Annotated in this window: 21 protein-coding genes and 3 pseudogenes; 6 read left to right on the forward strand and 18 right to left on the reverse strand. The window is 66.7% G+C overall.

From position 1 onward, the window contains the following. From FRANEAN1_RS14110 to FRANEAN1_RS14130, 5 genes are all read right to left on the reverse strand, one after another. Entirely contained in the window at positions 1-825 is an 825-nt protein-coding gene (locus tag FRANEAN1_RS14110; protein ID WP_020460471.1) for a glucose 1-dehydrogenase, read from the reverse strand. Next, on the reverse strand, positions 803-1,288 hold the full coding sequence (locus tag FRANEAN1_RS14115; protein WP_020460472.1) for a nuclear transport factor 2 family protein: 486 nt from the start codon (positions 1,286-1,288) through the stop codon (positions 803-805). The genes FRANEAN1_RS14110 and FRANEAN1_RS14115 overlap by 23 nt, the downstream gene beginning before the upstream one ends. Positions 1,289-1,345: 57 nt before the next feature. Beyond that, the gene (locus FRANEAN1_RS14120) at positions 1,346-2,707 is read right to left on the reverse strand and encodes an MFS transporter (protein ID WP_020460473.1); all 1,362 of its coding nucleotides are present in this window, start codon (positions 2,705-2,707) and stop codon (positions 1,346-1,348) included. 812 nt (positions 2,708-3,519) lie between these two features. Further along, positions 3,520-4,266 (reverse strand): helix-turn-helix domain-containing protein, encoded by a 747-nt coding sequence (locus FRANEAN1_RS14125; RefSeq protein WP_020460475.1) that lies wholly within the window; start codon positions 4,264-4,266, stop codon positions 3,520-3,522. A gap of 325 nt (positions 4,267-4,591) precedes the next feature. Beyond that, complete coding sequence (locus tag FRANEAN1_RS14130; RefSeq protein WP_020460476.1) at positions 4,592-6,202, reverse strand: hypothetical protein; 1,611 nt, start codon at positions 6,200-6,202, stop codon at positions 4,592-4,594. A gap of 145 nt (positions 6,203-6,347) precedes the next feature. On the opposite strand from FRANEAN1_RS14130, the pseudogene FRANEAN1_RS38705 reads away from it, so the two are divergent. Then, positions 6,348-7,166 (forward strand): annotated as a pseudogene (locus tag FRANEAN1_RS38705) (IS701 family transposase); the annotation flags it as partial. Positions 7,167-7,173: 7 nt separating this feature from the next. On the opposite strand, the pseudogene FRANEAN1_RS14135 reads toward FRANEAN1_RS38705, so the two are convergent. Beyond that, a pseudogene (locus FRANEAN1_RS14135) lies at positions 7,174-7,482 on the reverse strand (transposase family protein); the annotation flags it as partial. 68 nt (positions 7,483-7,550) lie between these two features. Here FRANEAN1_RS14135 and FRANEAN1_RS14140 point away from each other — a divergent pair. Next, positions 7,551-9,206: an ISAzo13-like element ISFsp12 family transposase gene (locus FRANEAN1_RS14140; RefSeq protein WP_041255866.1), complete on the forward strand. Its 1,656-nt coding sequence runs from the start codon at positions 7,551-7,553 to the stop codon at positions 9,204-9,206. 17 nt (positions 9,207-9,223) lie between these two features. Here FRANEAN1_RS14140 and FRANEAN1_RS40985 read toward each other — a convergent pair. From FRANEAN1_RS40985 to FRANEAN1_RS14170, 7 genes and pseudogenes are all read right to left on the reverse strand, one after another. After that, a pseudogene (locus FRANEAN1_RS40985) lies at positions 9,224-9,358 on the reverse strand (IS5/IS1182 family transposase); the annotation flags it as partial. A 230-nt stretch (positions 9,359-9,588) separates the two neighbouring features. Further along, positions 9,589-10,890: an ABC transporter substrate-binding protein gene (locus tag FRANEAN1_RS14145; protein WP_020460480.1), complete on the reverse strand. Its 1,302-nt coding sequence runs from the start codon at positions 10,888-10,890 to the stop codon at positions 9,589-9,591. A 393-nt stretch (positions 10,891-11,283) separates the two neighbouring features. Continuing rightward, positions 11,284-11,895, reverse strand: a complete 612-nt coding sequence (locus tag FRANEAN1_RS14150) for a nitroreductase family protein (protein WP_347177133.1) — start codon at positions 11,893-11,895, stop codon at positions 11,284-11,286. A gap of 372 nt (positions 11,896-12,267) precedes the next feature. Beyond that, positions 12,268-13,443: an acyl-CoA dehydrogenase family protein gene (locus FRANEAN1_RS14155; protein ID WP_020460483.1), complete on the reverse strand. Its 1,176-nt coding sequence runs from the start codon at positions 13,441-13,443 to the stop codon at positions 12,268-12,270. Positions 13,444-13,446: 3 nt separating this feature from the next. Continuing rightward, positions 13,447-14,466, reverse strand: a complete 1,020-nt coding sequence (locus tag FRANEAN1_RS14160; protein ID WP_020460484.1) for an acyl-CoA dehydrogenase family protein — start codon at positions 14,464-14,466, stop codon at positions 13,447-13,449. A 285-nt stretch (positions 14,467-14,751) separates the two neighbouring features. Next, positions 14,752-16,017: an amidohydrolase family protein gene (locus FRANEAN1_RS14165; RefSeq protein WP_020460485.1), complete on the reverse strand. Its 1,266-nt coding sequence runs from the start codon at positions 16,015-16,017 to the stop codon at positions 14,752-14,754. A gap of 180 nt (positions 16,018-16,197) precedes the next feature. Then, entirely contained in the window at positions 16,198-17,388 is a 1,191-nt protein-coding gene (locus FRANEAN1_RS14170) for a cytochrome P450 (protein WP_020460486.1), read from the reverse strand. 751 nt (positions 17,389-18,139) lie between these two features. Between FRANEAN1_RS14170 and FRANEAN1_RS14175 the strand changes: the two genes are divergently transcribed. Then, entirely contained in the window at positions 18,140-18,697 is a 558-nt protein-coding gene (locus FRANEAN1_RS14175) for a carboxymuconolactone decarboxylase family protein (protein WP_041254161.1), read from the forward strand. Between the two features lie 22 nt (positions 18,698-18,719). On the opposite strand, the gene FRANEAN1_RS14180 is transcribed toward FRANEAN1_RS14175, so the two are convergent. After that, complete coding sequence (locus tag FRANEAN1_RS14180; protein WP_020460488.1) at positions 18,720-19,493, reverse strand: SDR family NAD(P)-dependent oxidoreductase; 774 nt, start codon at positions 19,491-19,493, stop codon at positions 18,720-18,722. A 219-nt stretch (positions 19,494-19,712) separates the two neighbouring features. Between FRANEAN1_RS14180 and FRANEAN1_RS37085 the strand changes: the two genes are divergently transcribed. Further along, positions 19,713-20,363 (forward strand): TetR family transcriptional regulator, encoded by a 651-nt coding sequence (locus FRANEAN1_RS37085; RefSeq protein WP_020460489.1) that lies wholly within the window; start codon positions 19,713-19,715, stop codon positions 20,361-20,363. A gap of 56 nt (positions 20,364-20,419) precedes the next feature. On the opposite strand, the gene FRANEAN1_RS14190 is transcribed toward FRANEAN1_RS37085, so the two are convergent. From FRANEAN1_RS14190 to FRANEAN1_RS14205, 4 genes are all read right to left on the reverse strand, one after another. Continuing rightward, positions 20,420-21,268, reverse strand: a complete 849-nt coding sequence (locus FRANEAN1_RS14190; protein WP_020460490.1) for an SDR family NAD(P)-dependent oxidoreductase — start codon at positions 21,266-21,268, stop codon at positions 20,420-20,422. A gap of 1 nt (position 21,269) precedes the next feature. Further along, complete coding sequence (locus tag FRANEAN1_RS14195) at positions 21,270-22,118, reverse strand: SDR family oxidoreductase (RefSeq protein WP_020460491.1); 849 nt, start codon at positions 22,116-22,118, stop codon at positions 21,270-21,272. Continuing rightward, on the reverse strand, positions 22,115-22,942 hold the full coding sequence (locus tag FRANEAN1_RS14200) for an enoyl-CoA hydratase-related protein (RefSeq protein WP_020460492.1): 828 nt from the start codon (positions 22,940-22,942) through the stop codon (positions 22,115-22,117). The genes FRANEAN1_RS14195 and FRANEAN1_RS14200 overlap by 4 nt, the downstream gene beginning before the upstream one ends. Before the next feature lie 211 nt (positions 22,943-23,153). Beyond that, positions 23,154-23,996 (reverse strand): LLM class flavin-dependent oxidoreductase, encoded by an 843-nt coding sequence (locus FRANEAN1_RS14205; protein WP_347177134.1) that lies wholly within the window; start codon positions 23,994-23,996, stop codon positions 23,154-23,156. A 456-nt stretch (positions 23,997-24,452) separates the two neighbouring features. Between FRANEAN1_RS14205 and FRANEAN1_RS14210 the strand changes: the two genes are divergently transcribed. Both FRANEAN1_RS14210 and FRANEAN1_RS14215 read left to right on the forward strand, forming a co-directional pair. After that, positions 24,453-25,004 (forward strand): nuclear transport factor 2 family protein, encoded by a 552-nt coding sequence (locus FRANEAN1_RS14210; RefSeq protein WP_020460494.1) that lies wholly within the window; start codon positions 24,453-24,455, stop codon positions 25,002-25,004. 30 nt (positions 25,005-25,034) lie between these two features. Next, entirely contained in the window at positions 25,035-26,285 is a 1,251-nt protein-coding gene (locus FRANEAN1_RS14215; RefSeq protein ID WP_020460495.1) for an acyl-CoA dehydrogenase family protein, read from the forward strand. The last annotated feature ends 87 nt before the right edge of the window (positions 26,286-26,372 follow it).

Raw genomic sequence — 26,372 nt, forward strand, 5'->3', positions numbered from 1 at the left:
TCAGCGCAGCCAGCCGCCCCCGTCGACGACAAGGGTGTGGCCTGTCATGAACCGCGACGCGTCGGAGAGGAGGAAGAGCGCACAGTCGGCGATCTCGCCCGGGGTGCCGAGGCGACGTAGCGGTATCGAACCGCGGCTTGCCTCCAGCAGCGCGGGGTTCTGGGTGACCCACGAGATCATGTCGGTTTTGACCATGCCAGGGGCGACCGCGTTGACGCGGATGCCCAGCGGGCCGAGCTCGACGGCCTGGAACTCCGTCAGGTGCTTGACCGCCGCCTTCGAGGCGCCGTAGGCGCTGCCGTTGGGACGCACCACGAACGCGGCGATCGATGCCATGTTCACGATCGAGCCCCCGGCGTCGCCCATGGCCACGGCGGCTGCCTGGACGCCTAGTGTCGCGCCGAGCACATGAACCTCGTTCATCAGACCGACCTCGGCGGTAGACGAGTCGAGAACGCTACCGGTCCGGTAGACGCCAGCGTTGTTGATCCACCCGTCGAGCCGGCCGAACCTGTCGATCGCAGCGGTCGCGAGCTGCCGGTGCGCCTGCGGATCGCGGACGTCGACCCCCATCGCGACGATGGCTGCCCCCTGGTCGGCGCTGGGGGAAAGCCGGGCCGCGGTCTCGGCCATGGCGGCCTCGTCCAGGTCACCGGCGACGACGCTCGCCCCGTTGGCAAGCAGCGCTTGCGCGTACGCCGCTCCGATGCCCCGGGCCGCTCCGGTCACCACCACCGTCCGATGAGCCAGATCTTGGTAGACGGCCGGTCGGTAAGACCTGTCCTCCTGGGCCGTCGGCCGCCTAGCCGCTGACACGGTGCTCACGATTGTCCTCTCCTTCGACGATGCGTTCGTCGAAGCGCCAGGAACCGTCGTCGCAACGAACGACCCGGTCTCGGTAGCGCCCCATCTCGTAGACGAAGGAGGCCCGTCGTTCCCTGTTGGCGTCGAGCCTCGCGAAGTAGCTGGTCACCGCCGCCCGGTCTCCGTGGACCTCGATCCGCACGTTTGTCACCACGTGCTTGTGGACGTCGGCCGGGGAGCGGGAATGGCCGGCGCACCAGCTGCGCAGCGCAGCTGCTCCGCTGACGGACTTCACGACCTGCCCGCCTCGGCACAGGCTCCAGGTTGCGGTCGGGGTGAACAGGTCGACCAACTGGTCGTCCAATCCGTAGTCCAGAGCCTCGCCGTAGCGGCACATCAGGCGGTAGATCGCGCGTTCGTCCTCCAGCCGCCCCAGCCTGGCCACCAGCTCACGGAGGTCGTCGGTCGGCGGATGTGGCGTCATCGCCCGGCTCCGAGAGCCGGCTTCGGGAGATGCCTCGACGTCCATGGACTCACCGCGTCAGTCCGCCAGGACCGAGGTGGCTGGTACCGGCAGCGGGGGAGCGAGCGGGCGCATCCGTCGACGACGTGACGTGGCCACCAGTGTCGCGACGCCGAAAAATCCGACCGCGATCACGAACAGCGTGATCTGGCCCAGGCCACCGCCCCGCGAGTCGTGGAGCGCCGCCAGGATGATCGGCACGAACCCGCCTCCGAGTGTTGAGGCGGCCTGGTAGCCCAGCGAAGCCCCGGTGTAACGGGAGCCGGTGTCGAACTGCTCGCTGACGAATGCCTGGCACACGCCGAACATGGGCCCGATGACCAGGCCGTACACGAGCACGAAGCCGAGCATCGTCGGCGCGTAGTGGCCTGAGCCAATCAGCTGCAGGAATGGGTAGGTCAGGAGGGCTCCTGCGAGCATGCCGAAACCCATGATCACACGCCTCCCGTAGCGGTCGGAGAGAGTGCCGGAAGCGATCTCGCAGACGACGCAGACCACCGCGCCGACCACCTGGATGCTGAGAACTGATGACACGTGCAGTCCGTTCTCCTTCGAGTAGGTGAGTGCGAAGGAGCCGGCCAGGCTGTTGAAGGTGAACGGCGCCAGCAGCGCGAAGAATGCGGAGAGCAGGCCGATGGGGGAGCGGAGCACCCGCCAGATCGGCGGGGCGACCTCCTCCTCGGACTGCTGCTGCCGGATCTTCTCCTCGACGAACAGCGGCGACTCCGAGACACGCAGACGCGCCCACATGCCGATCCCGACCATAACGGCGCTGAAGAGGAACGGCACTCGCCATCCCCAGGTGTCGAACTGCTCATCGGGAAGCAGGGAGAACAGGGCAAGCATTCCGGCTGCCAGTGCCGTTCCGGTCGGCCCGCCGGCACCGGCGAAGCTCGACGCGAACCCGCGCCGGTGCGCGGGGGCGTGCTCGAAGGTCATCAGCGCCGCGCCGCCCCACTCGCCTCCCACTGAGATCCCCTGGAAGATGCGCAGCGTGATCAGTAGCGCGGGAGCAAGCGCCCCGACCTGCTCGCTGGTGGGCAGTACCCCGATCAGCGCGGTCGAGATCCCCATCGTGAGGAGCGTGACGATGAGTACTGACTTGCGCCCGATCCGATCACCGAAGTGGCCGAAGATTAACGCTCCCAGCGGACGCGCGGCGTAGCCGACGGCCAGCGTTCCCAGGGAGGCGATCGTCCCCATGGTCGAGGAGAGCTGGCTGAAGAACAGGTCGTTGAAGATCAGGCTGGCCGCCGTCACGTAGAGCAGGAAGTCGTAGTACTCCACGGCGCTGCCCAGGTAGCTGGCCAGGATCACCCGACGAAGCTCGCTCGTGTTCCCGGGGCTCGACTGTGTCGCCCCACCGTGGTCGCCGCCCATGCCGCCTCCTTGTGTAGATATCGCACACAGGTGTGTAAAATGGTGAGCGCATGGTCGGTGATTGGGGTCACTGTTGTCAAGGTGTGTGGGTGGCGCGGGCCAGGTCGTGGCCGTCGAGGACGGTCTTGCGCCTGGCGTGGCACCGGTGTTCGGGTGGCGCCGTGGATGCCCGGGCGTTCGACCGTCGAGCGCATGGCGGGCTGCCGTGCCGGCGCCGGGTTGGGGATGCCGAGTGTGGACCGTGTCGGGCTGATGCGGAGCGCCGCCAATGTGGCGCACGGATCGAGATCGTCCCGCGACTTAACGGAGCAGCGCCCTATGGCATCAAAGGAATCCGATGGGCGGATGACCCCATAGGTGAGGTGTTCAGGCTCGGTAGCGGTGCCTGGGGCTTACCTCGGTGGCGACCGTCAGCTGGACCGGGTGCTGTACGACATCGTGCCGCCCGCCGGCGGGTCAGTCCGCGCTTCCAGCGCCCACGGGTACATCGCGAAGCGGCGGCCGAGGGGAAGGGCGACAATGACATTCGCAATGCGGAATGTAACGAGGACTCCCCGGGTGGCGCAGCCGGCGAAACGTGCACTGGGAGATCACTGGAGTGGACCGCGAAAGTCGATCCGACAAACAGCGAGCCTTTTCCATCTCGCGGCCTTCGGTCAGGGTAGCCGCAGCTTCGAGTCGACGACGAAAAAGGCTTGTTTAGCCGGCATATCCGTATTTGACGTGCCAGCCGAAAAGGCGTGCCGTGTGCTTCATTTGTGATGTCGCGGCATGACGATTTGTGTGCATCAAAGCTGTGGGTGTGACCTGGTTCAGGAAAGTTCCGCGTTGACGACGCGGACGGTGGCCAACAGCAGGGGAACCGCGCTGTCGGCGAGGTCTGCTCGGTAGGTGATCAGATTGAGGCAAGCCGGCGGAACGCCGGGGATCGGGGGCAACGGGACTGCGACGCCGTACGCGCCGGGTTCGACTTCGCCCATCGTTCGCGCGAAACCCTGCCTGCGGGCCGCGGACACGACGCTCGGCTCTCCGTCGACGGGTGGCATCGCGGCACGTAGGGCATGTCCCGCAGCTCCGCGGTCGAGCGGGTGGCGGCTGCCGGTGCGGAAGCTGATGTGATAAACGGCGTTGGGAGGTTCGACGACGCTGATCGCGACTGCCTCATCGCCCTCGACGGCGATGAGCGAGACGGTCGACTGGAGTTCGCGCGCCAGCGCTCTTAGATGAGGCTCGACAGCCTCGCGCAACCCGCGCTGCACTCGGTGTGCCAGAGCGAATAGTCCTGCAGCTGCGTGGTAGCGCCCGGTGTGGTCCTTGGCGACCAGCCTGAAGTCCTCCAGGGTCGACAGCATCCGGTATGCGATGGTCCGGTGGACGCCGAGTTCGTCGGCGACGTCCTGCATGGTCATCCCGGTCTCCGCCTCGGCCACGAGCTCCAGGGCTCGCAGTCCGCGAGCGAGCGTCTTCGAGCCCTGGTTGCGCGAGGGGGTGTTGCGGTCGGTGTTGGGGTCAGGATCGGGCGATGCCGGCGTACTGTTGTCGTCACGGGCATGGCTCATGGGCTCAGCGTAGTGAGATGGGACTCTGCTCGACGATGAGGGGCGGCCGGCGCGGTCCGGCGGTCAGCCGCCGCGGGCGAGGGCGGATCCCAATGCGGTCGCTGCGCGCACGGTCGTGCTGTGCGTCTCGGGCCGGAACCGCCCGATCGGAACGGTCACGGAGATCGACGCGGCAGTGGTGCGGCGGCCCGGTTCGAAGGCCGCTGTGGGCACGGCAGCCCGAGTGCGGACTCCTCCCGCTCGAAGGCGACGTTGGCCTCGAGCAGGCGCTGCAGAAGCCCCTAACGATCTTTGGTCGCTAGGGTCTTCAGTTTTGTGTCACGTTTCAGGCCGCGGGTGCGAGACGGGCGTGGTCGATGTAGTTGTCGACGTGGTGGTCGAGGGTGCGCAGTGCGTGGCGGAGTTCGGGTGGGGTCTGGGGCTGGTCGGCGGTGAGCGGGACGAGGAGCCGGTTGTAGACCTTGGTGTAGAAGACCGCGATGCGGATGCCCTCGCCGGTGAGGGTGTAACGGTTGCTGTGTGGCAGGCGTCGGATGAGGCCGGCCAGGCGTAGCCGGCGTAGGTCGTAGGTCATCTGTCCGGGGCGGTAGTCGCTGCCGAGCAGCCCGGCGATCAGGACACGCAGGTTCTTGTTGGTGAAGCCGGTTGCGGCGAGCAGTGTCTGGCAGAGGGCTCCGGTCAGGGCCATGACCCGAGGGTCACCGAACCGCAGGGCGGGGGTCCGCTGTCCGTCGGGGTCGACGGTGGGGTGTGCGATCCGCTCAAAGGCTGGACTCGCGAGGACGCAGCCCTGGCTGACACGTTCGGCGTCCAGGATCCGGTGGTTGGCTGCGCGGGCTTTGGTCTGCAGTTCTTCGAGGTTGGGCAGGCGGGCGTTGCATCCCAGGTCTCGGGGGGCGTTGATGACGGTTTCGATGCGCATGGCCCGGCCGTCTTTGAGGTACTGCTTGATCCGGGAGTGCTTGTAGAACAGGTTGACCATGACACCGCCGTTGTCGCGGCGGTCGATCGCGGTCCGGAAGACGCCGCGGGTGTCTCGGCGGATGAGCCGGTTGAAGATGATTTCGACGTTGTGCGGTCTGCCGAGGTCGAGGTTGTCCGCGACCAGGGCCTCGAAGAAGCCGCGGGCGTGGCGGGGCGCGTCGAACACCATGGTGCGCGAGATCTCGATCTGGCGCATCGAGGTCTCCCACCAGTAGCCGGCGTCCCGGTCGGCGCTGGTGAACGGCAGCGGCAGCCGGGCGAGCCAGCGTTGGACGAACACGTTGATCGTGCCCGGTCCGAGCCGGTCGCAGATGTCCTGCAAGGCGCGCGGGTCGTCGGTGGCGGCGAACCCGTTGGACAGTTCACGGAAGCCGATCCCGGCCTGGGCCGCCTGCCTTTTCGCCCACTCGTGCCCGTTCAGCCAGATCTTGGCCGGGTAGGGAAAGTAGGTGCAGACCTTGACGAACGCCGGTCCGAAGTCGGCGTCCCACAGGTAGAAGTAGTAGACGCTGACCCGTCGGTCGGCTTTGGTGAACCGCCACTGGACGGCTCCGCTGGTCGTGTGGTGTTCGTAGGCGGTCCAGACCCGCTGGTACTCCTGGGCCACCCCGATCGCGGCGACGCCGGAGCGGCCGGTGGCGGCCTGGCGGTCCAGGTACGGACGCGTCACCTCCAGCTTGCCGCCCACGTCGTCCTTACCGAAACGCACCCACGGGATACCGTTGGCCTCGGCGTAGGAGTTCACCGCCCGTCGGAACCGTTGCCCGATCTGGTTGAACAGCGCTGGCGACGGAAACGGATATCCCAGATGGCTGGACAGGAACGCCACCACCTGCCCTGATGTCTGGAGTATCGGCACATAGGCGTTGAGATAGATCCGGTCCAGGCACTGGATGTCCAGCGCCACATGTCCGTCGAGTACCTCGCTGACCGTCACCGTATGCGCACCCATCACCGGCCTCCTGACACGGCTACGGTCGCCAGGATGCTCCCACCAGCACCAGGAGCACCAACCCAACCACCCTGCTCGGCGGTCCGAGGCGAAGCCTCACTGCTACTGCAACGGCACTTGATGATCGGGTGGGATGATCTGTGTCGTGGTGGTGGAGGCGTGGGCGGCTGAGCTGGAGGGGTTGTGTTCGCTGGTCGGGGGCCGGTTCGGGAGGGCGGAGCCGCGGCGGCGGGTGGCCGAGTATGTGTCGGGCCTGGTCGCGGGTTTGGATCGCAAGAACGGCTGGACGTTGGCGGAGCGCGCCGGGGAGGTGAGCCCGGACGGGATGCAGCGTCTGCTGCGCCGCGCTGACTGGGACGTCGACGGCGTCCGCGACGACATCCGCGATCATGTGGTGGGCCGGCTCGGTGACCCGGACGCCGTGCTGATCGTCGATGACACCGGGTTCCTGAAGAAGGGCACCCGGTCGGCCGGGGTGCAAAGGCAGTACTCCGGGACGGCGGGGCGTACGGAGAACTGCCAGGTCGGGACGTTTCTGGCCTATCGGTCCCGGTTCGGGCAGGCGCTGATCGATCGGGAGTTGTATCTGCCCGAGGGGTGGATCGCTGATCGGGAGCGCTGCCGCCGGGCGGGAATCGACGACGAGGTGGCGTTCGCAACGAAGCCTCGCCAGGCCCTCGCCATGATCGAGCGGACGGTCGCGTCAGGGGTGCCGTTCGGCTGGGTGACTGCCGACGAGGCCTACGGACAGGTGAAATACCTGCGAGTCTGGCTCGAACAACACGACGTGGCGCACGTGCTGGCGACCCGGCGCAACGACGACCTGATCACGACCACGATGGGCCAGGCCAGAGCCGACGAGCTGATCGCCGGACTCTCGCCGCGGGCCTGGTGCCGGATCTCGGCCGGCACCGGTTCCCACGGGCTGCGGGACTACGACTGGGCGCGGGTACCGATCCGCATCCGGACCAGATCACGAGACGGGTGTCCGCGTCGATCGCGACCTGCAGGTTCGTCGAGTAGCGGTAGTTCTTCGACGGGGCGGCCAGGGTGTGGTCGCGGGTGGGTATCAGCGTGCCGTCCACGATCGCGATCTGGTCGCGGGGACGTCGTTTCGCCGGGGCCAGGGCCAGTAGCGGACCGATCGTGTCGATCACCCGGTACGCGGCCGAGTAGGACACCCCGAACAGCGGGCCGATCTGGCGCAGGGTCAGGTTCGTGCGCCAGTACGCCGCGACCAGCAGCACCCGGTCCGGCAGAGACAGCGCCCACGGCCGACCCGCAGGGAGCTGCCGGAAAATAACTTCGGTCTTTGATCTACGTCGGAGATCGTGGGACGCTCCGGCACGTGGAGCGGGTTGACGAGGTGGTGCTCGCGGAGAAGTTCACCGTGTTGTTGCCGCATCTGGACGAGCGACAGCGCCGGCTGGTGCTGGGAGCGGACGCGCGGGCGCTCGGGCATGGTGGGATCCGGTTGGTGGCCCGGGCAGCCGGGGTATCAGCGGACACGGTCTCGCGTGGCGTCGCCGAGCTGGAGTCCGGCGCGGCCTCGACGGGCCGGGTGCGTGTGCCGGGTGCGGGCCGCAAGGCGCTGCGGGAGAAGGACTCGGAGCTGGTGGCGGCGCTGATGGCGCTGGTCGAGCCCGACCAGCGGGGTGATCCGGAATCGCCGTTGCGATGGACAGTGAAGTCCACCCGCCGGCTCGCCGAGCAGCTGACCACGGATGGGCATCCGGTCGGCGCGGACACGGTCGGCGCGCTGCTGCGCGCGGAGGGGTTCAGTCTGCAGGGCACCTCACGCACGACCGAGGGCGCGCGTCACCCTGACCGAGACGGCCAGTTCTCCTACATCAACGAGCGGGTCAAGGACTTCATCGCGGCCGGACAGCCGGTCGTCAGCGTCGACACGAAGAAGAAGGAAGTCCTCGGTGACTACGCCGTCGCCGGCCGGGAATGGCACCGCGCCGGCCAGCCGGTACGGGTCCGCGCCCATGACTTCCCCGAGAAGAACGCCCAGAAAGCGGTGCCCTACGGCATCTACGACCTCACCGCCGACACCGGCTGGGTGTCGGTCGGCTGCGACGGCGACACCGCCGCGTTCGCGGTCGCGACCCTGCGCCGCTGGTGGGACGGCGAAGGCCGCCACCGCTACCCGACCGCAACCCGGCTGCTGATCACAGCGGATGCCGGCGGCGCGAACGGCTACCGGGTACGTGCCTGGAAGAAGGAACTCGCCGATCTCGCCCGCACGGCCAACCTTCAGATCACCGTGTGCCACTTCCCGCCGGGTACCTCGAAATGGAACAAGATCGAGCACCGGTTGTTCTCCCGGATCAGCACGAACTGGCGCGGCCGCCCCCTGACCAGCCACGAGGTCGTGGTCAACACCATCGGTGCGACGACGACACGCACCGGGCTGAGCGTCCACGCCGAGCTCGACCCCGGCGCCTACCCGACCGGGCTGACCGTGCCCGACGAGGTCATGGACGCCCTACCGCTGACGGCCCATGACTGGCACGGCCAGTGGAACTACACCCTCGTACCGGCGCCACCCCGCACCGTCTCGACGCCGGCGTCCCGGTATGTCGAGACCGGCCAGCCCGACGACCGTGCCCCGGACTGGCTGCACCATCCGACCATCACCGGCATGAACCCGGGCGAGTTCACCGCCCTGCTCGCCGCCGCCGAGCAGTACATCCTCGACCACCCACCGATCAGCCTGCACCACAAGCACGCCCGCCACCGCGTCCTGCGGCGCGGGCCCCTGTCGCTGTCCGACCGGCTGCTCGTCACCCTGATCCACCATCGTTGGAAGACCCAGCAGCAGGCCCTCACCCGCCTGCTGGGTTCACCACGCGGCGCTGTCGGCGACGCGATCCACGAGATGACCCCAGTCCTGGACGGCCTCGACCGGAGGATCCAACCCGCGCCGATCACCGCGCCCACCGTCCAGGACCTCACCAGCCTGATCGATCCAAGCAACATCAAAAACAGAAGTTATTAATCGGCGACTCCCTGGGGTCGACCCGGCCGCCCGTCAGCGATCCGGTCCCCGCCGCGCTGAGCGACGAGACGGACCAGCCGGCGGAACTGGGTCGGCTTCAACCCGGTGAACGGGAAGATCCACTGAGGGTCAGCAGCGGAGATGACCTGCACCCCAACATGATCCACCAGGCGGCCCCAGGCCCCGACACCCGGGTTACGAAACAGCCTTAGTCCGTCTACAGGGCGACCCCTGTGATCGGCGCCAGCGGGACGGTGGAGGCGACCCGCATCCGATCTGTCCTGCAAAACGCGGGCCGGTTCGGCCCCACGCTCGGGTAGACGCCGAGTTGGGGGGCAGAACCGGCTATCGAGAGATACGTCGATGAGTGGGAGCGAGGTCGTCAGTCTGGGATCGGAGAGGTGCCGATAACCTTGTACTCTGTGGGCTGACCATCGCTGTTGAGAGTCGTGGACAACCCGCCGCGCACACAGACCGCCGGCATTTCCGGATATGCTTTTCCGTTGCAGCGGAACTGCAACAGTGCTGCTCCCGGTAGTTCCGTCTCCGGCATAGCCTTAATCGCCGCGTTGGCCGTCTCCGTGGTTATTTCTCCCGTTATGCCTCCGAGCGCAGTTATGAGGCCGTCGAACACCACGAACATGCCCCGGCCGGTGGTTGAGTTGGTGTCGATATTGCCGCCGTAGGTCTCTAGAACGGTGCTGTACAGGACGCGGGAGGGATCGCTCCCGCCGGCAGGCACCGAGGCGCCGACTACCATCCCGTCGAGTACGTCCGCTGGTACTGCCTTGCGGGTCGCGTCGGAGATGCACTGCGAGATGGCGCTGATCGTGCCGTCGTACCCGACTGCCTTCAGTCCGTTGAACGCGCTGATGCAGAACGAGTCACCGCCCAGGACGAACACGATGCCTGGGTCCCCATCGACGACGCTCTGCATCTGCGGTGTCATGTCGGCCGTGCCGGGGGGCACTGTGACGAGTTCGTAGTCGAGCCCCGCCTTCTCCATGGCCGCTGGTGCGACCTCCCGCGACGTGTGGAGCGCGGCCGGCACGTCGATGACGATTGCGGTCACCTTCTTCGCGCCCTGGTCTTTTGCGATGCCGATCGGTAGCTGGAGGACCGCGTAGGTCGGGTCGCCCAGGACGTAGGTCGATTCGGCGTCGCCCACCACTGCCGGGCTACCCGCGCCGAAGAACATCGCCGGGATGTTCGCGTCGGCCAACGGCTTCGACACGCTCTCGGCGACCGCCGACTCGCCGATGGCGACCGCGACGACGTCGTGCTCGACCATCTGGTTCCCGCAGTCGGCGCCCCTTGCAGGGTCGGCCTGGGTCTCGCAGTTCACCAGCTCGATGGGCCGCCCGCCGATGCCTCCCTTGTGTTCGTTGAGGTACGCGGCGGTGGCGTCCGCCACGTCGAACTGGATGGAGTTGTCGAAGGCGGGTGCCTTGCCGTCCGAGATGATCCCAATCTTGACGGGCTCGCCGGCCGCCTTGTTCACGGGGCCGAGCACGTCGGAGTTCGTGGTTGCACCGCCAGCGCCTGGGGTGTTTCCACCGTCGTCGGTCCCGCATGCGGCGGCGACGACGAGCAGGGCCAGCGGTGCGGCTAAGAGGGTGCCCACTGCCCGCCGTCGTGACCGCCTTCGCGTCAACCTGCCCTGCGGGAGTGCTGTGTCCTGCATAATTAATCCCACCTCAAATTCGTTGTTGTCAGGGAAGCTCGTCCCTGTCAGCTTTCGGAGCGGCACCCAGACGCCGCGCTCTGAATTCGTCGGTTTATGTTGGCCCGTCGGGTACTAATGTGCTTATTCAGGTGTATGAATGACCTCCTTATTCGTGTTCATCCCACACGGCCGTCACCTGCTGCAGCGTCAGTAAGTCGGGTCCTGGCATCGCAGAACGCCCCGAACGAACACGCCATGGATCTCTCTCCGGGCGGTTCAGCGTGTCGCTCCTGAGGCCATCAGAAACTTCTGAAAGTACGGCCAGCCCCATGTCGAGGCGGTGTGGAGATGTCGGCTCGTCACCCACCACGACTACTTCATCCCTCTGGAAACGCCGAGCAGTTCTGGCGATCACCAGCGGTCGTGGTGCAAGACCTGTTCTAGGGGCTTGCGAGTCACTGGCCCGAAGGGACGTGCGGGCCAGCCAAGCGGCATAGTTACTCCCAAAAACCGATCGGTGGGGACATCGAGCAGTCGGCGAATTCCCGGCTCAACCCGCTCGTGCAAGGTCGTGAAGGTCGCGCCGAGTCCCACCGCTCGCGCCGCGACAATGAGATTCTGCGCCGCCGCGTACACCGCCGAGTACATGGGATCCATGCGGTGGGAGCCGGCGGTCAGGATACGAGTGCCACAGATGAAGACAATGACCGGAACCTCGGCGAGGTGTTCGATTAGATGCATGCCACCCGCGATCGTCCGGCGCGTGGTGGGGTCCAGTTCGGCCGTAAGGACTCTCGGTGAGCTTGGCAACAGCGTCGCCATTAGCTCGCCGAGATGCTGACGTACTTCAGGGTCCTGCACAACGATGAAGTCCCACGGCTGCAGGTTGTTCGGATTTGTCGCCCGCGTGGCTCCCCACAGGACCTTCTCGAGCAGAGGCCACGGCACGGGGTCGGGTCTGAACCACCGCATGGCACGAGCGCTGCCCATCGCGTCGAGGACGCTCGGCTCAGGCTCCGGCATTAGGACCATCTTCTGACCTCGCTTTGGTTGCCGTCGGAGCGGAGCGATCAGCTGTGCTCCGCGGCTGTTCATTCTCTAACGCGTGGACAAATGTGTGACAGGGCGGGAGCCGGCTCGGTGTGTTCGCTATCCTTTGTAGTTATATCCCGCAGGGATGTACGAGACTTGCTGGAGGTTCTTCCTCGCTCCATTGTTGGGTGGCTTTAGAGTGGTTGGTCGAATCGGCGAAAGGCGGTTTATCGCAGTATTCATCGCCGCGAAGGTGCTCCTCCGGCTGGGACGGTCATAGCCTCGAAAGTCCCGACCTTTTCGACCACAGTACCTTTCCCAATTTCCAGCCAAGGATCGGCCGGTACCGGCGAGAACTCGGGGCTAGTGGGGCCGGTTACGGGGCAGGATCAAGTGCCGCTCAGCGATGATCTCCCGGAGGATCTCGCTGGCGCCGCCATAGATCGTGGTCACGACCGCAGCCCGGAAGGCGTGTTCGAAAATTCCGCCGGCGGGAGCATTGGCGGCGCCCGGAGCCAGGATCCCGTCGGCGCCGAGGATGTCGAGGGTTTCGCTGTAATGCCGTTGCGTGGCCTCGGAGGAGAAGAGTTTGCGCATGTTGCCTTCGATGCCGGGCAGGTCACCTTTGTGAACGAGCCAGTTCACCTTTTTCGTGAAGGCCCGGGTGACGAGTTCATCGACGGCGATCCTGCCGATCCGTTCCGCGGTCAGCGGGTCGTCGAAGGCCACCATGCCGTCGGGGCGGCCTGCCTGGCGCGCCCAGGCCGCGAGGTCGCGCGACAGCGTCTGTGTCAGCGAGGCTGGGGCGCCGACGCCGCGTTCGTAGACGAGAGCGACCTTCATCACGTCCCAGCCCTCGTCGACCGCTCCGACGAGGGCGGTGTCGGGGACCCGGACGTCAGTGTAGAAGGTGGCGTTGGTGACCTGGCCGCCGAGTGTGTGGATCGGCTGGATGGCCAAGCCGGTGCTGTCGGTCGGCACCAGGAACAGCGAGAGCCCTTTGTGCTTGGGCGCGTTGAAGTTGGTGCGAGCGAGCACGAACACGTGGCTGCATACCTGGGCCGTGCTTGTGAACATCTTCTGACCGTTGATCAGCCAGCTGTCTCCATCGCGGAACGCGGCAGTCTTGGCCGCCGCTACGTCGGAACCGGTGTCAGGCTCGCTGTAACCCAGAGCGACCATCAGCTCTCCCCGTAGTGCCGCGGGCAGGTATCGGCGCTTCTGCGCCTCTGTCCCCACCTGCTCGAGCGTGCGGGCCACCATGACCGTCGTCGACCAGCCATCGGTGTGCAGCCCACGGAGCGCGCATTCGTCGAAGACCGCACGCGCAAAGTCGGGATCGACGTCGCTACCGCCGTACTCTGCCGGCCAGCCGGCGCCGAGGATCCCGTCACGCGCGAGCCGCACATGCATCTCCACCGTCTGGTGGCAGCCGGTGGTGTGCTGCTGCTCGGCCCACTCCGGCTCCACATTTGCCTCGGCCCAGGCACGCGCCGCATCGCGGTGTGCGGCCAGCTCGTCGGATTCCCAGAAGTCCACGTGTCATCCTTCCTTCGCGTCGTACAGACGCCTGGCCAGATCGGCGTAGGCGGCGGCACGGTCGCCTGCCACCAGCGGCCAGGCTTTCGCCCGGCGGAAGTAGAGCTGGATGTCGTACTCGAGGGTGTAGCCGTAGCCTCCGTGGAAGTGCAGGCTCTCCGACGCGGTCTTGAAAGCGGCTGCGGAGGCGAACAGGAACGACGCGGCCGCCAGGGTCTGCGCCTCGGCCAGGTCCACGTCCTGCGCCCACGCCGCCTCGTAGGCCAGCGTCCGGGCGCCCTCCACCGCGGTCGCGTTATCGACCAACCGGTGTTGGATCGTCTGGAACGACCCGATGAGCACCCCGAAGGCCCGGCGCTGCTTCACGTAATCGAGACCGATGTCGAGTGCTCGCGATGCCAGCCCGACCAGCGCCACCCCGGTCAGCGCCTGCCAATGGGCCACCGCCCGGCGGTGGGCGGTGACCGCCTCCGGGCCGGCGGCCAGCACGCCGGCATCCGCCGGGACGGGCCAGTCGGCAAGCGGCATGGAGCCGAGGTTCGGGACCGCCGCTACGGGCTCATTGCCCGGCCGCCGCACCAGCAGCAGCTGATCGTTGCGGAGTACGACGACGAGGTCGGCTACAGCACCAGCCGGCACCAACCGGGCGACGTCTCCGATGACCGGATGCAGCGCGAGCGTGGCCAGCTTCTCTCCTGCAACGAAGGGCGCAACCACCGAGTCGTCGGTAAGGGATGCGAGGAGCCGGTTCGTCGCCGCAGCCTCGATCAGCGGCACCGGAGCCAGCGACTGGCCGACGGACTCGGCGGCTATGGCGAGCTCGACGAGGCCGGCCCCACCGCCGCCGCGCTCCTCGGGGACCGCGATCGCGGCGAGTCCCAGCTCCGCTGACTTCCGCCACAACGCAGCGTCGAAACCGAGCGGTTCTGCTTCACGTACCACGGCCGTCGGTGACTCCTTGTCGAAGAAGTCCCGCACCGCGTCGCGCAGGGCCTGCTGGTCGACGGTGAAGTCCAGGTTCATGAGTGGCTACCTCTCTCGGGTCATCCCGATTCCGGCGACCAGAGGCCGGCACCGCCGGGACGCCGGCCCGCCCGCTATCTGCCGACCGGACCCGGCGGGCCGAGGAGTTGCTCGGTGGTTGTCGGAGATTTGGTATCGATACTGCGCGGGGTGACGATGTTGCTTGTGCTTCATCGCCTGGCGCGGAGTCCTCGCGACGTCACTGCGGAGCGCGCCCGGTGAGTTGGTCCATGGCGTATGTTCGAGTGGCGGTAGGCGCCCCGGGGATCACGCCCCACAATGGCCTCAGAAGGCGCCTATCCCGGCCGCCTCGTTACGCCTGCGCCACTCCTCGCGTGGCATTCTGGTGAGGTCCACGTCTGTGGCGAGTGCGCGCAGAGCGCCGACGCTGGCCTGATCCTGGGGGATATGGGTGAATGGGTCCCAGCCAAAGAATATGCTGGCGTTCTCCCAGGTGATTTCATTGATCTCCTCGTCGGTGCAGCCGGCTCCCTGCAGTTCGTTCCAGGCCGTCTCGGGAGACTCCGGCCAGGTCGTGTCGGTGTGCGGGTAGTCGCACTCCCAGGCGATGGTGTCGAGGCCGATCCGGTGGCGGAGCTCGAGGCCGGCGGGGTCGGTGATGTAGCAGGCCAGGAAGTGCTCGCGGAACACCTCGGACGGAAGTCTGCCGCCGAAGTCGTTGTGGATCCAAGTCTGGTTGGTGACGTGGCGGTCGACCCGGTCAAGGTAGAATAGGATCCAGCCGATGCCACCTTCGGACAGGGCGACCTTGAGAGTGGGAAAGCGTCGCAGTGTTGGTCCGAACAGAAGGTCCTGCGCGGTGAGAATGGTGAGCTGAGAGGGGATGATGACCATGTGGTCGACCGGCGCCTCGGGTGCGGTCGTGACAAGGTCCCGTGCCCCGCCGATGTGCAGGCAGAGGACCATGTTCTCCTCCACGAGTGCTTGAAGCATCGGGTCCCAGTGGCCGGAAAGGAAACTTGGCCAGCCCTGGGAGTGGGGCGCCTCCAGGAAGCCGACGGCGCGGCATCCATTCCTCGCGATCCGCTTTATTTCTTTAACGGCCAGGCCGACATCCCACATCGGCACGATGCCGAGCGGGATGAACCGGCCGGGGCACGTGGCGCACCATTCATCGATGTGCCAGTCGTTGTAGGCTTGGAGCATGACGAGCGACAGTTCCTTGTCGGTCGCTTCGGTGAATGTGCGAGCGTTGAAGCCGGCCATCGTCGGGAAGCACATCGAGGCCAAGACGCCGTTGGCGTTCATGTCCTGTACCCGTTGGCGCACATCGAAACAGCCCGGCCGCAGCTCGGCGAACGCCCCGGGGTTGAAGCCCCATTCCTCCCGGGGCCAGCCCACGGTCGCCGCCATCCCGAACGGGGTAGAGGTCTTCTGCCCCTGGAACACCCACTCGTCGATGCCCGTCCTGTTCCGCACGACCTTCGGAACCTCGTCGCGCCATCTGGCCGGGACGTGGTTCTTGTACATGTCCGGCGGCTCGATGACGTGGTCGTCGATGCTAACCAGGATCATTTCCTCTAGCTGCATGTCCGTCCCCTCCTACTAAGGGTGGATACGGCTGGGGGGTGCGGCGGATGGGCCCTTGGTTTCCCGGCGTATCGGGGCTGCCCGAGCCTTACCGCGCCGGGTGGGCCGCTCGTAGGCGGACGAATCGGCCGACCTGACCCCACGTCGCTGGATCGGCATGGCCAGGCGTGCTGCCACGTCCTACGGGACGAAGACGGGGAGGGACTGCCAGCCGCGCACCGTCGAGGTGCGGGCTTGGATGGCGCTGTCCCGGTCGATCTCCCAGTCCGGGAACCGCTTGAGGACCTCGTCGAGCGCTACCCGGCCCTCGAGGCGGGCCAGGGCGGCCCCGAGGCAGAAGTGGATGCCGTAGCCGAAACTGAGGTGACGGCTGCGACGCCTATGGATGTCGAACCTGTCGCCGTCGGGAAACTGGCGTTCGTCGCGGTTGGCCGAACCGTTCAGCAGGAGGATGGCACTGTTTTCTGGGATGGTCCGACCGTAGTGCTCAACGTCGCGGGCTACGTAGCGTGCCTGCACCGGCGAGGGCGCCTCATAGCGGAGCAGCTCCTCGATCGCCTGGGGGATCAGTGACCGGTCCGCTGCGATCTCGCGCCGCTGGTCCGGGTGTTCTCCCAGTACTTTTCCGGTCCAGCCGATCAGCCTCGTCGTCGTCTCGTTGCCGGCGCCTGCCAGCATCTGGATGTAGAGGAGCACCTCGCTGCGGCTCAGCCGGCGCCTCGTTCCGGTCTCGTCGTCGAACTCGGCGTGCAGGAGCTCGGTCATGAGATCATCGGAGGGGTGCTCGGCCCGCCAGTCGATATACGCTTCGAAATGTTCACCGTTCGGCTCGCGTACGGTCGGCTCCTGACCCTCATCGAGGCGCTGGCCAGCGTTACTATGGTCCCGGATCGCTTCCTGGTCCTTTTCGGGTATACCGAGCAGGAAACCGATCGTACGCATCGGCATCTGCGCTCCCAGATCCTCGACGAAGTCGAACCGACCGGAGCCGACCAGAGGATCGAGGCTGCGCACGCAGAACTCTCGAACCTTCGACTCGAGTGCGTTCATCTTCTTCGGCGTGAAAATTCGGGCAAGGATGCCACGATGAACATCGTGTATTGGCGGATCCTCGAACAGGATCATTCCCGGCGGAAACTCGATATTCGCTTTTATTATCTCTAAGATAGAACCGCGGCCGGAGCGGTAGGTAGCCCGGTCGGACAGGCATGCATCGACGTCACCGTAGCGACTCAAAGCGTAAAAATCGTATTTCTCATTGTAGTAGAGCGGCTCCTCGTTCCGCATCGAACGCCACACCGGATACGGATCGGAGTCGATTTGGGCATCGTACGGGTCGTAGTAGATGTCCTTGCTCCTCAGTAGCGACACGCGAAAGTCCTCTCGTGGTGACACAGCGGCACCTGCGTAGGAGGCGTTGCGGTTCGATGCGTGGGTGGGGCGTGGCCGGGTTGCTGTGGCGTCCAGGGATCTGGTGCGGGTCCGGACGGGGGGCTCGGAGCTGCTCAGGCATGCGTGCGAGGGCGCGGGTGTCGCCAGATCGTTTCGGCCGGCGAGGACCATGCCGGCGAGCTGCAGCACCCAGCCGTCGTCGAACAGCTCGGCCAGCAGGTCGCCGGCCGGTGCTCGGTGTAGAGCATCGACCCCTCGAGCAGGCCGCGGATCTCGAGCCTGTAGATGCACTAAGCCGATAGCGACTCGATCGATCACAGCCTGACGGATCCATGGGACATCGCACTCCCTCCTGTCAGGGGCTCGAGCCTCTAGCGCAGAGGCCCAACTCCAGCTAGCTTGTCAAACGTTTGTTAAGTGCGCTAGCCCCCAATGCGAAGCGGGCAGCTGCGGATCAGCGGCTGTCGGCGAGGGTCCTCTGTCCTGGACGGGTGGATCCGCTCGCCGCCGCGTCGTGCACACGAAGGAGTAGTGGCATGAGGCCTCTGCGTGAGCCCGCGCCTGCCAGCGAGTGGGTCTGGATGTCTGTCTCCGGTGCGTGCTTAACCGAGCACGTTCCGGCGCACGTGAGTGGCAAAGTAGCCGACGCCAAGAACCCTGTGCTCGGCTCGGGTGGCAGGTGTCTGTCGAGGGTGCTGCTTCTGGAGAGTGGTGACTGATGAACGCTGGTATGGACGAGCCCGAATCGGCACTTGCGCCGACCGTAGCGTCCACGCTTTCCCACCTCGCGAACTTGAACAACTTCGATCCATTGGCGGGGCACCCACGGCTGCGGGCATTCTTCGAATGCTGGCTGGACACGTTCGTCTTCAACGGGAGCATCGAGGCCGGCCTGCGCGAACGGGCGATCCTGCGGGTGATGTGGCGATGCGCCCGTCCGTTCGAGTGGGGTAACCACTACTGGCTCGCCCGTGCGGCCGGCCTGTCCGACGAGGAGATCCTCGCGGTGCGTACAGCGGACCCGGAACGGAACCTCGCCGATGCTGTCGCTCAGGTGGTGCGGGCCGCCGACGAGGTCGTCGACCTCGGATACCTCACTCCCGAGACCATGGCTGCGTGCCGGGAGCTCTTCCCGGACGTCGGTCAGCTCCACGAGTTCCTGTACCTCATCGCCGGCTACCGCATGATGGCCACCGTCTCGGCCTCAACCAGGCACCAGCATCGAGGGCGCGAGCGCCGGGGACACCAGTGGCCCCCGGACGGCATCGGGCCGATCCCGACGCCCTAACCGATTCACGGTGATCTCTGGACTACTTCGGGGGGAACCGTAGTGCGCCGTCGAGCCGGATGTTCTCCCCGTTGAGGTAGGGGTTGCGCGCGATTGCCTCGACGAGCAGAGCGAACTCCTCGGGCTTGCCCATGCGCCTCGGGAACTGGATGTTCTCGACCAGCTTCTCCTTCATGGCCTCAGGCACGCTGAGCATTCCCGGGGTACCCATCGTGCCCGGGGCGATGCCGCAGACCCGGATGCCGCTGATGCTGAGATCACGGGCCATGGGCAGGGTCATGGCGAGGATGGCGCCCTTCGCCGCCGCGTAGGAGACCTGGCCGGTCTGACCTTCCAGGCCCGCGATCGACGCGGTGTTCACGATCACGCCCCGCTCGCCGTCCTCGTCCGGCTCGTTCTTCGCCATCGCAGCGGCGGCGAACCTGGAGATGTTGAACGTGCCGGTCGCGTTCATCTCCATCGTCCTGACGAAGGAGTCCTTGTCGCGTGGTACGCCCTCGCGGGTCAGTATCCGACCGCCACCTACGCCACCGCCGCTCGCGTTCGCGAGCAGCGACAGGACCCCGAGCGACGTCGCCGCCTCGACGGCGGCGGCGGCGTCCCCGTCGTCGCTGGCATCGCCGGCCACCGCGGCTGTCGCGTTACCGCACTCCTTGGCGAGTGCGGCGGCCCGGTCGCCGTTCCAGTCGAAGATCACGACCTTCATGCCGAGCTCGGCGAGCCGACGCACCGTCGCCGAACCGAGGCCGCCGGCGCCGCCAGCGACGATCGCGACGCGTCCTTCGAAGCTTCTCAACTGCGTTCCCTCTCCTTTTTCCCGCCCGCCTAGCCCCCGCTCATCTCTCGGCGGCGACACAGCAAGGGGGCACGAACGTTCGGTTGTGCATCTACGGATCTTGAGCCCCGAGACCGCCTACGCCCTCGGTGCTACTGGGGGCGAGGCGGCTCATGCGGAAGGGCGACAGGTCCCGGCTGCCCGCCGGTAGCGACGACTCTGTGAGCTAGGGTTCCGGACATGGCACAGCTGACCCGGGCAGAGATCATCGATGCCGCGGTCGAGCTTCTCGATCAGGGCGTCGAGGCGCTCACCATGCGGTCGCTGGCGGATCGACTGAGCGTGACGGCGGCGGCGCTTTACTACTGGTTCCCAGCGAAGGCTCAGCTGCTGGACGCAATCGCGGAGCACGTCGCCGCGCAGATCGTCGCGACGAAGGAGCGCGGCGCGTCATGGGAGGACAGACTGCGATCTCTCGCGATGGCTGTTTTCGATGCCGCGGAGCATCACCCGGCTACCTTCAACTGGGTCTTCCGTAATTATGCGATGCAGCCTCCACTGGCTAAGATCGACGAGGCCATGCTGGACGTTCTGATGGACGCGGGCTTCGGTGCCCGAGAGGCGGTGTTGGCCAAGAGTACAATCCTTCGACTCGTCGTCGGTCACCTCGGGCTAGTCGTCCTACCGAACCACATAGACCCGTCCAGCGTGGATGTGGAGTCCTATCCCCGTGCCCATCAAGTCGCGAGCGCGAGCGCTCAGCTCTCGCCCGGCGACTTCCTGGAATATGGGCTCGACCACGTCATCGCCAGTTTTGGATCGCCGCGCCGGGGCCGCCAGGGAGATTCTCCCTCGGGCTCTCGCACCAGCTCTGCGAACGGGCAAATCTGAGCCCCCGCGTCCCCGTGGCGCAGTCCGTCGGTGGAGGACGCCCACGGGGATAGCGGTTAGTGGTCCACTGAAGGGGCGTAGGCGCGCATCATGGCGCCGCGCCAGTCCTCGAAGGTGGGCGGTAGGTCGCCAGGTGGGGCGGTCGGGATGACGGTGAGGAGCTCGTACTGGTAGCCGGCCGGCAGCGTGATCGCGGCGATGATGGCGTCGGCAACCATCTCCGGTGTCATCAGCCCGGTGTGCCGCAGCAGGCCTCGGCGGAACCACACCTCATTCGCGGTTGCGATGCGGCCATTCGCGCGTTCCAGCGTGCCGAAGTCAGTGGCAGCCGTCTCGCCACACCGCAGCGTGCTGACGCGGATGCCCGTGCCTTCGAGCTCGAGGCGCAGAGTTCGAGCAGCGTGCTCAACTCCCGCGTTCGCGGCCGCGTACGGTAGATGGTACGGCCAGGGCTGAGCGCCAGCCGACGAGGTCATAAAGAGAATGTCCCCGCCGAGCCCGCCGGCGCGCATCGCCTGGATTCCCCTGCGACTCATGTACAGCGAACCGATGAGCTTCGTCGCGACCTCAAGCGAGATTTCTTCTGGCGAAAAGTCGTCGAGCGGCCCGTACCTCGCAGTGGCGGCGTTGTTGACGACCGCAGTGACCGTCCCGAGCTCGGCCTCCGCCGCCGTAAAGAAGCGGTCCACGGAGTCTCCGTCTGTGACGTCCAGCTCGTGAGCGAGGCATAAACCCCCCGCCTTCTCGACCAACGACGCCGTCTCGGCAAGGCGCTCGACCCGCCGCCCGCCGACCGCGACGCGCCACCCGAGAGCACCGAGCTTCTGTGCGACGACCTGCCCGATTCCCGTACCCGCACCGGACACCGCTGCTACCCGGCCGTTCCCGGGACCCACTCGCGCCATGTTAATCTCCTTGCTGATAGACGGGTGAACGGTTGAGAAGGATGCTGGTGATCGCCGTCGCCCCGGGGAAAGAACCGGTGATCCCCGCGGTCAGCCATCCGGCGTCGGACAGAAGAGTGATTCCGGTGATCGAGACCGCGGCGTCGCTACAGAGAAACAGCATGGGGTATGCCTGCTCCGCCGGCGTCGACGGACGGATCCCGGCCTTGGCTCGGTAGTCCGAGCCACCTTCGAGCCATGTGTCCCTATTCGCCTGTGCCAGCGGGGTGTCGGTAGGTCCCGGGCAGATCGCGTTGATTCGGATTCCGTGCTGGAGGAAGCGCAGCGCCTCCCGCGCGACGTACGCGCACACGGCTTGCTTGGTCCCGAGATAGGTGGCCGTCCCGGTGTCTCGCATCAACCGCGCGGCCTCGTCGAAATCGACGATGTCGAGAAGTTCGGAGATCTTGGTGAAGTTCTTCTCCCAGCCGAGCCCGGCCGCGGACGAGATGAAGCAGATCGCACTTCCGCGTGGCAGCAGGTCTTTCGCGAGCATGCGCTCGATCAGGTGCCGGTGGCCGACGAAGTTGATCCGTTCGATTCCCGGAGTGCCCTCGGCAGCGCCCGCGCACATGAAGAGCGCGTCCACCGGTCCGCCGCACTGATCGACAGCTGCGTCGATCGACGTCCGGTCGGCCAGATCGACGTGCATCGCCGTCGCGTCCGCGAGCGTGACGTCGGCGTAGTCCATCACCACCGTGGCGCCACAGGCCTGCTGTACGAGCAGAGCCGCGGCGGCACCCATGCCGCTGGCGCCGCCCACCACGACCGCCCGCTTACCTCGGTAGCTGAACGTGTCCAGCAATGTCATCCCCGACGCCCCTCGGTCGTCAGCCCAGCGAACGCCGGCGGGCGCCTGTCCACGAATGACCGGACGCCCTCCTTGAAGTCATCGCTGGCGAACGCGGCGGCCATTGATGCCGCTACCTCGATGCGGGCGGTTTCCAGGTCAATCTCCCACGCCCGGAAGACCTGCTGCTTGATGATGGCCATGGAACGTGGCGAGCAGTGCTTCACCAGATCGTGCGCGTACCCCAGCGCGGCCTCGAGCACCCCGTCCCGCGGTACGACCCAGTTGGCCAGCCCAAGCTCGAGCGCCTCGTCGGCCAGGACAGTCCGGCCCGACAGCAGCAGGTCGAGCGCGCGGGCTGTCCCTATCAGCCGAGGCAGCAGCCAGGCGGCGCAGGACTCCGCGACCAGTCCCCGCCGCGGGAACGCGAACGTCAGCTTGGCCTCAGCAGCGATGAAACGGACATCCATCTGCAGGACCTGCACGAGGCTGATGCCCGCGACCGCACCGTTGATCGCGCCAATGACGGGCTTACCGACGGTCAAGGGCAAGGTAGAGGACCGGCGGTGCAGCTGACCGAACTCGAGTGCGCCGACGGCGGCGCCCGCCCCCAGCTCGTCGGCGTCGGCTCCGGGGCTGAATGCCTTGCCGGCGCCTGTCACGACCACCGCCCGGACCTCGGGGTCGGCGTCCGCTTCCAGGAGCAGGTCGAAGTAACGGTCCTCCATCTCCAACGTCCAGGCGTTCATTCGATCAGGTCGGTTGAGCGTGAGCACAGCCACGCCGTTGTCGACCTCGTACCGGACGACCTCGTCGTCCACTCGCGGTGAAGGAAGCGCACTCATCGCCACGACCTCTCCTGAAGTGAGCGCTGATGTACTTAACAAACGTTTGACAAGTTAGCTCGGTGCGGGCCCCAGCGCTAGAGGCTCGCCCTGGTCGTTCGCCGGACGGGGGTCGATGGGGATGACGTGCACTTCGTCGAGACGCCTCGTCGTACCGAGGCAGACGCACGTGCCCTCCGCGCTCACGACCGAAGCGTGGCCATGCCCTCACTCAGCGGAGGTTTTCGACCACCTCGCCGAACGCGGCCAGGGTCGATGTCTGCGCGAAGTCCGTGAACCAGGTGTAGCAGCGCTCAATGCCCCGATCGCCAAGCCTCCGGAAGTGCGCGGCGAGTTCGGTCGGCGTTCCGGCGACAAGGCCGTCCGTGGCCCCCAAGCCACCGAAGCGGCGGCGTGCTGTCCTGACGACCTCGTCGCGGTCGGCTTCATCTGGCACAAGCGTGACGAGTTGTTGGAGGGAGACGCGTGCCTTGCCAGCGCGAGGGCGCAGCCGGTCGATCTCGGCCAGACGACCGATCTGGATGTTCCACCAGTCGGCATACTCAGCTACGAGCTCGAGTGTTCGCGGTCCCGTCCCGCCGATCGTGATCGAAATCGGTGCGATGGGAGCCGGACGTGCTGTGACGTCATGGAGCGCGTGGTACCTGCCCCTGAAACTGACGCGTTCTCCGCTCCAGAGTAGGCGCAGCACGGCTAAGCTCTCAGCGAGCCGGTCCACTCGTGTCCGCGCCGTGGTGTCGCCGATACCGTGCGCCCTGAGTTCGTCTGGCGTCGAACCCCAGCCGATGCCCAGCTCGAAGCGTCCGCCGCTGGCGTGGTCGAGAGTAGCGGCCTGCTTCGCGAGCACGACTGGGTTGCGGAACATGTCGCAGAGCACCAGGTGGCCGACGGCGAGCCGGGAGGTCCGGGCAGCGAGCCAGGTCGCGGTGGTCATCGCTTCGAACATGGGCGCGTGGAGGGCGCCGGGTGGAGCCAGGTGATCCATCATCGCCACGCCGGAGAAGCCAGCACGCTCCGCGCTGACGGCCCGCTCGACGATGTCGTCCATCGACATGCGCATCTGCGGTAAGTACAAGTGGAACTCCACGGTGCTCCCTTCCTCAGTTCTCTGGGACATGTGCCCAACGGGGTCAAACCGGTGAGAAGCACCCGTCTCGGCCTCCCGGCGGGCCCGTCACGTTTGATGATCGGCATGGTGTAACTGCGTCTGGGCATGTCCTCCTTCTGCCCCCGGCGTCGGTGCGGCAGCCGTTGTTGGGCCGAGTCTTCGACGTGCGATGAAGCGTCAACGCCGCCGAGGCGGTGGCGAGCCGGGAGCCCGTTCGCAAGGACCCGAGCGGTGCGGCGCCCTGCGACCGCGCGGTCGGCCCTGTCGGCCACGGGCTGCCCGGTCCTCGGCCGCACGGCGTCCTCGCGCGTCGAGGGCTGGCGTACTTAACTAACGTTTGACAAGCTAGCGGGAGAGGGGCCTCTGCGCTAGAGGCTCGAACCCCGGGCAGGAGGGAGCGCGATGTCCCAGGGACCCATCGAGCCGGGATCGGCTGAGCCGTTGTCGATCCGCTGGATCGACAGGCTCGAGATCCGGGACGTGATCGAGCGCTCGATGCGCTACACCGACGACCAGGCCGGTGACCTGCTGGCCGAGCTGTTCGACGACGACGGGGTGCTACAGCTCGCCGGCACGGTCTTCTCCGGCCGGGAGTCGATCCGGAAGATGTTCCCCGCCGCGCCGCGGCCGAGCTGGACCGAACCGGGCCAGCTCCTTCGGCAGCCCCGAGCCGCGCACCGCGCCTCCAACCCGGTGATCGACATCGACGGCGACACCGCGACCGCGGAGACCGACCTCCTCGTGCTGGCCCGCGACGAGACCGGACGGCCCCGGATCACGCTCATCGCGCGTTACCGGGACCGGCTACGGCGTCTTCACCGCCACCAGTGGGTGATCACGAACCGGACGGGTGTCTCGATCGCACGCCCCGGCGAGGAGGACACCGACGCCGAATGGGCCCGCGCCCTTGAACGCATGCCCGAGAAGACCCGGGCCATGTTCCGAACCCACTGATCTGACGCCACGACCCCAGGAGACCGATTCATGAGTCCGACGGCTACTGAGAGCTTGGATGGCTTCCGCGACCGGGCCCGAAAGTTCATCCGAGCCAACTTAGAACCTGCCGCGCCGTCCGTGGCCACCAGCCTGCGCGGGGGGCGCAGTGACGAGGAGGAGCTCGCCGCTGTTACTCGCGACCGGGAACTCCAGCGGCTTTTGTTCGACGCCGGGCTCGCCGGTATCTGCTTTCCCCGCGAGTACGGCGGCCAAGGGCTCACCCCAGCGCACCAGGCCGTCCTGAACGACGAGTTAGGCGGGTACGAGTACCCGTCACACCTCCAATCGCCGTCAATCTCCCAGTGCGGCCCGGTACTTCTGGAGTTCGGTACTGAGGAACAGAAGCGCGAACACATCCCGGCGCTGCTCCGCGGGGACGAGATCTGGATGCAGTTCCTGTCCGAGCCCGGCAGCGGATCCGATGTGGCGGCCGCTCTCACCAGCGCCGTACGTGATGGCGACGACTGGGTGCTCAACGGCTCGAAGATCTGGACGACCGGCGCCTGGTGGTCCGACTGGGCACTCTGCCTCGCCCGCTCGAACTGGGACGTCCCGAAGCACAGGGGCCTCACCGTTTTCATGGTGCCGATCCGGCATCCGGGCATCAAGGTCCACCGCATCGAGCTCCTGAGCGGTTCCCAGGAGTTCTGCCAGGAGTTCATGACCGACGTACGGATCCCCGATGCCTACCGCATCGGCGAGGTCGACGGCGGGTGGACGGTCGGAGTCCGCTGGATGTTCCACGAACGTCTCGGCACGAGCTCTCCTCTCGTCACCCTCTCGGGTGGCTCGCACCTCGGCCGGTCCACCGACCCCGTCGCGGTGGCCCGCGCGACCGGGCGTCTGGACGATCCGACCGCCCGCGATCTCATCGGAGAGGCTCGCACTCTCGAACTCGTCGGAGGCGCGCTGTCGAGCCGCCTGGCCTCGGCGATATCCGGCGGGCAGATGTCAGACCAGGCAGCCGCCATCGGGCGGCTCTTCAGCGGAGTGGCCGCCATCCGGAGGACCACCATCGTCTTTGAACTCGCGGGTGCGGTCGGAGCCGCCTGGACCGAGGACGACGGTGACGCCGGAGAGATCGGGACCGACTTTCTGATGCGCCAGGTCGCAACCATCGCCGGTGGAACGACGGAGATGGCCCGGAACGTGATTAGTGAACGCGTCCTAGGAATGCCGCGCGAGCGCACTGTCGACCGCGAACTCCCCTTCCGGGACGTGCCTCGATCGAAGCGATAGACGCCGCCCCCGCAGTGCTTTCCTCCGAGGTGCACGTCAGGGGAAAGTCGAGCCACTGTCGCGCAGCAGCCGGCAGAGAGTCCCTGA

It is taken from the genome of Parafrankia sp. EAN1pec, from assembly GCF_000018005.1.
Taxonomy (GTDB): Bacteria; Actinomycetota; Actinomycetes; order Frankiales; family Frankiaceae; genus Parafrankia; species Parafrankia soli.

Bases quoted from the DNA above. Each gene is read 5' to 3' on its own strand.
- FRANEAN1_RS14115 (WP_020460472.1), bottom strand. From the start codon at position 1,288: ATGACGCCACATCCGCCGACCGACGACCTCCGTGAGCTGGTGGCCAGG.
- FRANEAN1_RS14120 (WP_020460473.1), bottom strand. From the start codon at position 2,707: ATGGGCGGCGACCACGGTGGGGCGACACAGTCGAGCCCCGGGAACACG.
- FRANEAN1_RS14125 (WP_020460475.1), bottom strand. From the start codon at position 4,266: ATGAGCCATGCCCGTGACGACAACAGTACGCCGGCATCGCCCGATCCT.
- FRANEAN1_RS14130 (WP_020460476.1), bottom strand. From the start codon at position 6,202: ATGGGTGCGCATACGGTGACGGTCAGCGAGGTACTCGACGGACATGTG.
- FRANEAN1_RS14145 (WP_020460480.1), bottom strand. From the start codon at position 10,890: ATGCAGGACACAGCACTCCCGCAGGGCAGGTTGACGCGAAGGCGGTCA.
- FRANEAN1_RS14150 (WP_347177133.1), bottom strand. From the start codon at position 11,895: ATGCCGGAGCCTGAGCCGAGCGTCCTCGACGCGATGGGCAGCGCTCGT.
- FRANEAN1_RS14160 (WP_020460484.1), bottom strand. From the start codon at position 14,466: ATGAACCTGGACTTCACCGTCGACCAGCAGGCCCTGCGCGACGCGGTG.
- FRANEAN1_RS14165 (WP_020460485.1), bottom strand. From the start codon at position 16,017: ATGCAGCTAGAGGAAATGATCCTGGTTAGCATCGACGACCACGTCATC.
- FRANEAN1_RS14175 (WP_041254161.1), top strand. From the start codon at position 18,140: ATGGACGAGCCCGAATCGGCACTTGCGCCGACCGTAGCGTCCACGCTT.
- FRANEAN1_RS37085 (WP_020460489.1), top strand. From the start codon at position 19,713: ATGGCACAGCTGACCCGGGCAGAGATCATCGATGCCGCGGTCGAGCTT.
- FRANEAN1_RS14190 (WP_020460490.1), bottom strand. From the start codon at position 21,268: ATGGCGCGAGTGGGTCCCGGGAACGGCCGGGTAGCAGCGGTGTCCGGT.
- FRANEAN1_RS14195 (WP_020460491.1), bottom strand. From the start codon at position 22,118: ATGACATTGCTGGACACGTTCAGCTACCGAGGTAAGCGGGCGGTCGTG.
- FRANEAN1_RS14200 (WP_020460492.1), bottom strand. From the start codon at position 22,942: ATGAGTGCGCTTCCTTCACCGCGAGTGGACGACGAGGTCGTCCGGTAC.
- FRANEAN1_RS14205 (WP_347177134.1), bottom strand. From the start codon at position 23,996: ATGTCGATGGACGACATCGTCGAGCGGGCCGTCAGCGCGGAGCGTGCT.
- FRANEAN1_RS14210 (WP_020460494.1), top strand. From the start codon at position 24,453: ATGTCCCAGGGACCCATCGAGCCGGGATCGGCTGAGCCGTTGTCGATC.
- FRANEAN1_RS14215 (WP_020460495.1), top strand. From the start codon at position 25,035: ATGAGTCCGACGGCTACTGAGAGCTTGGATGGCTTCCGCGACCGGGCC.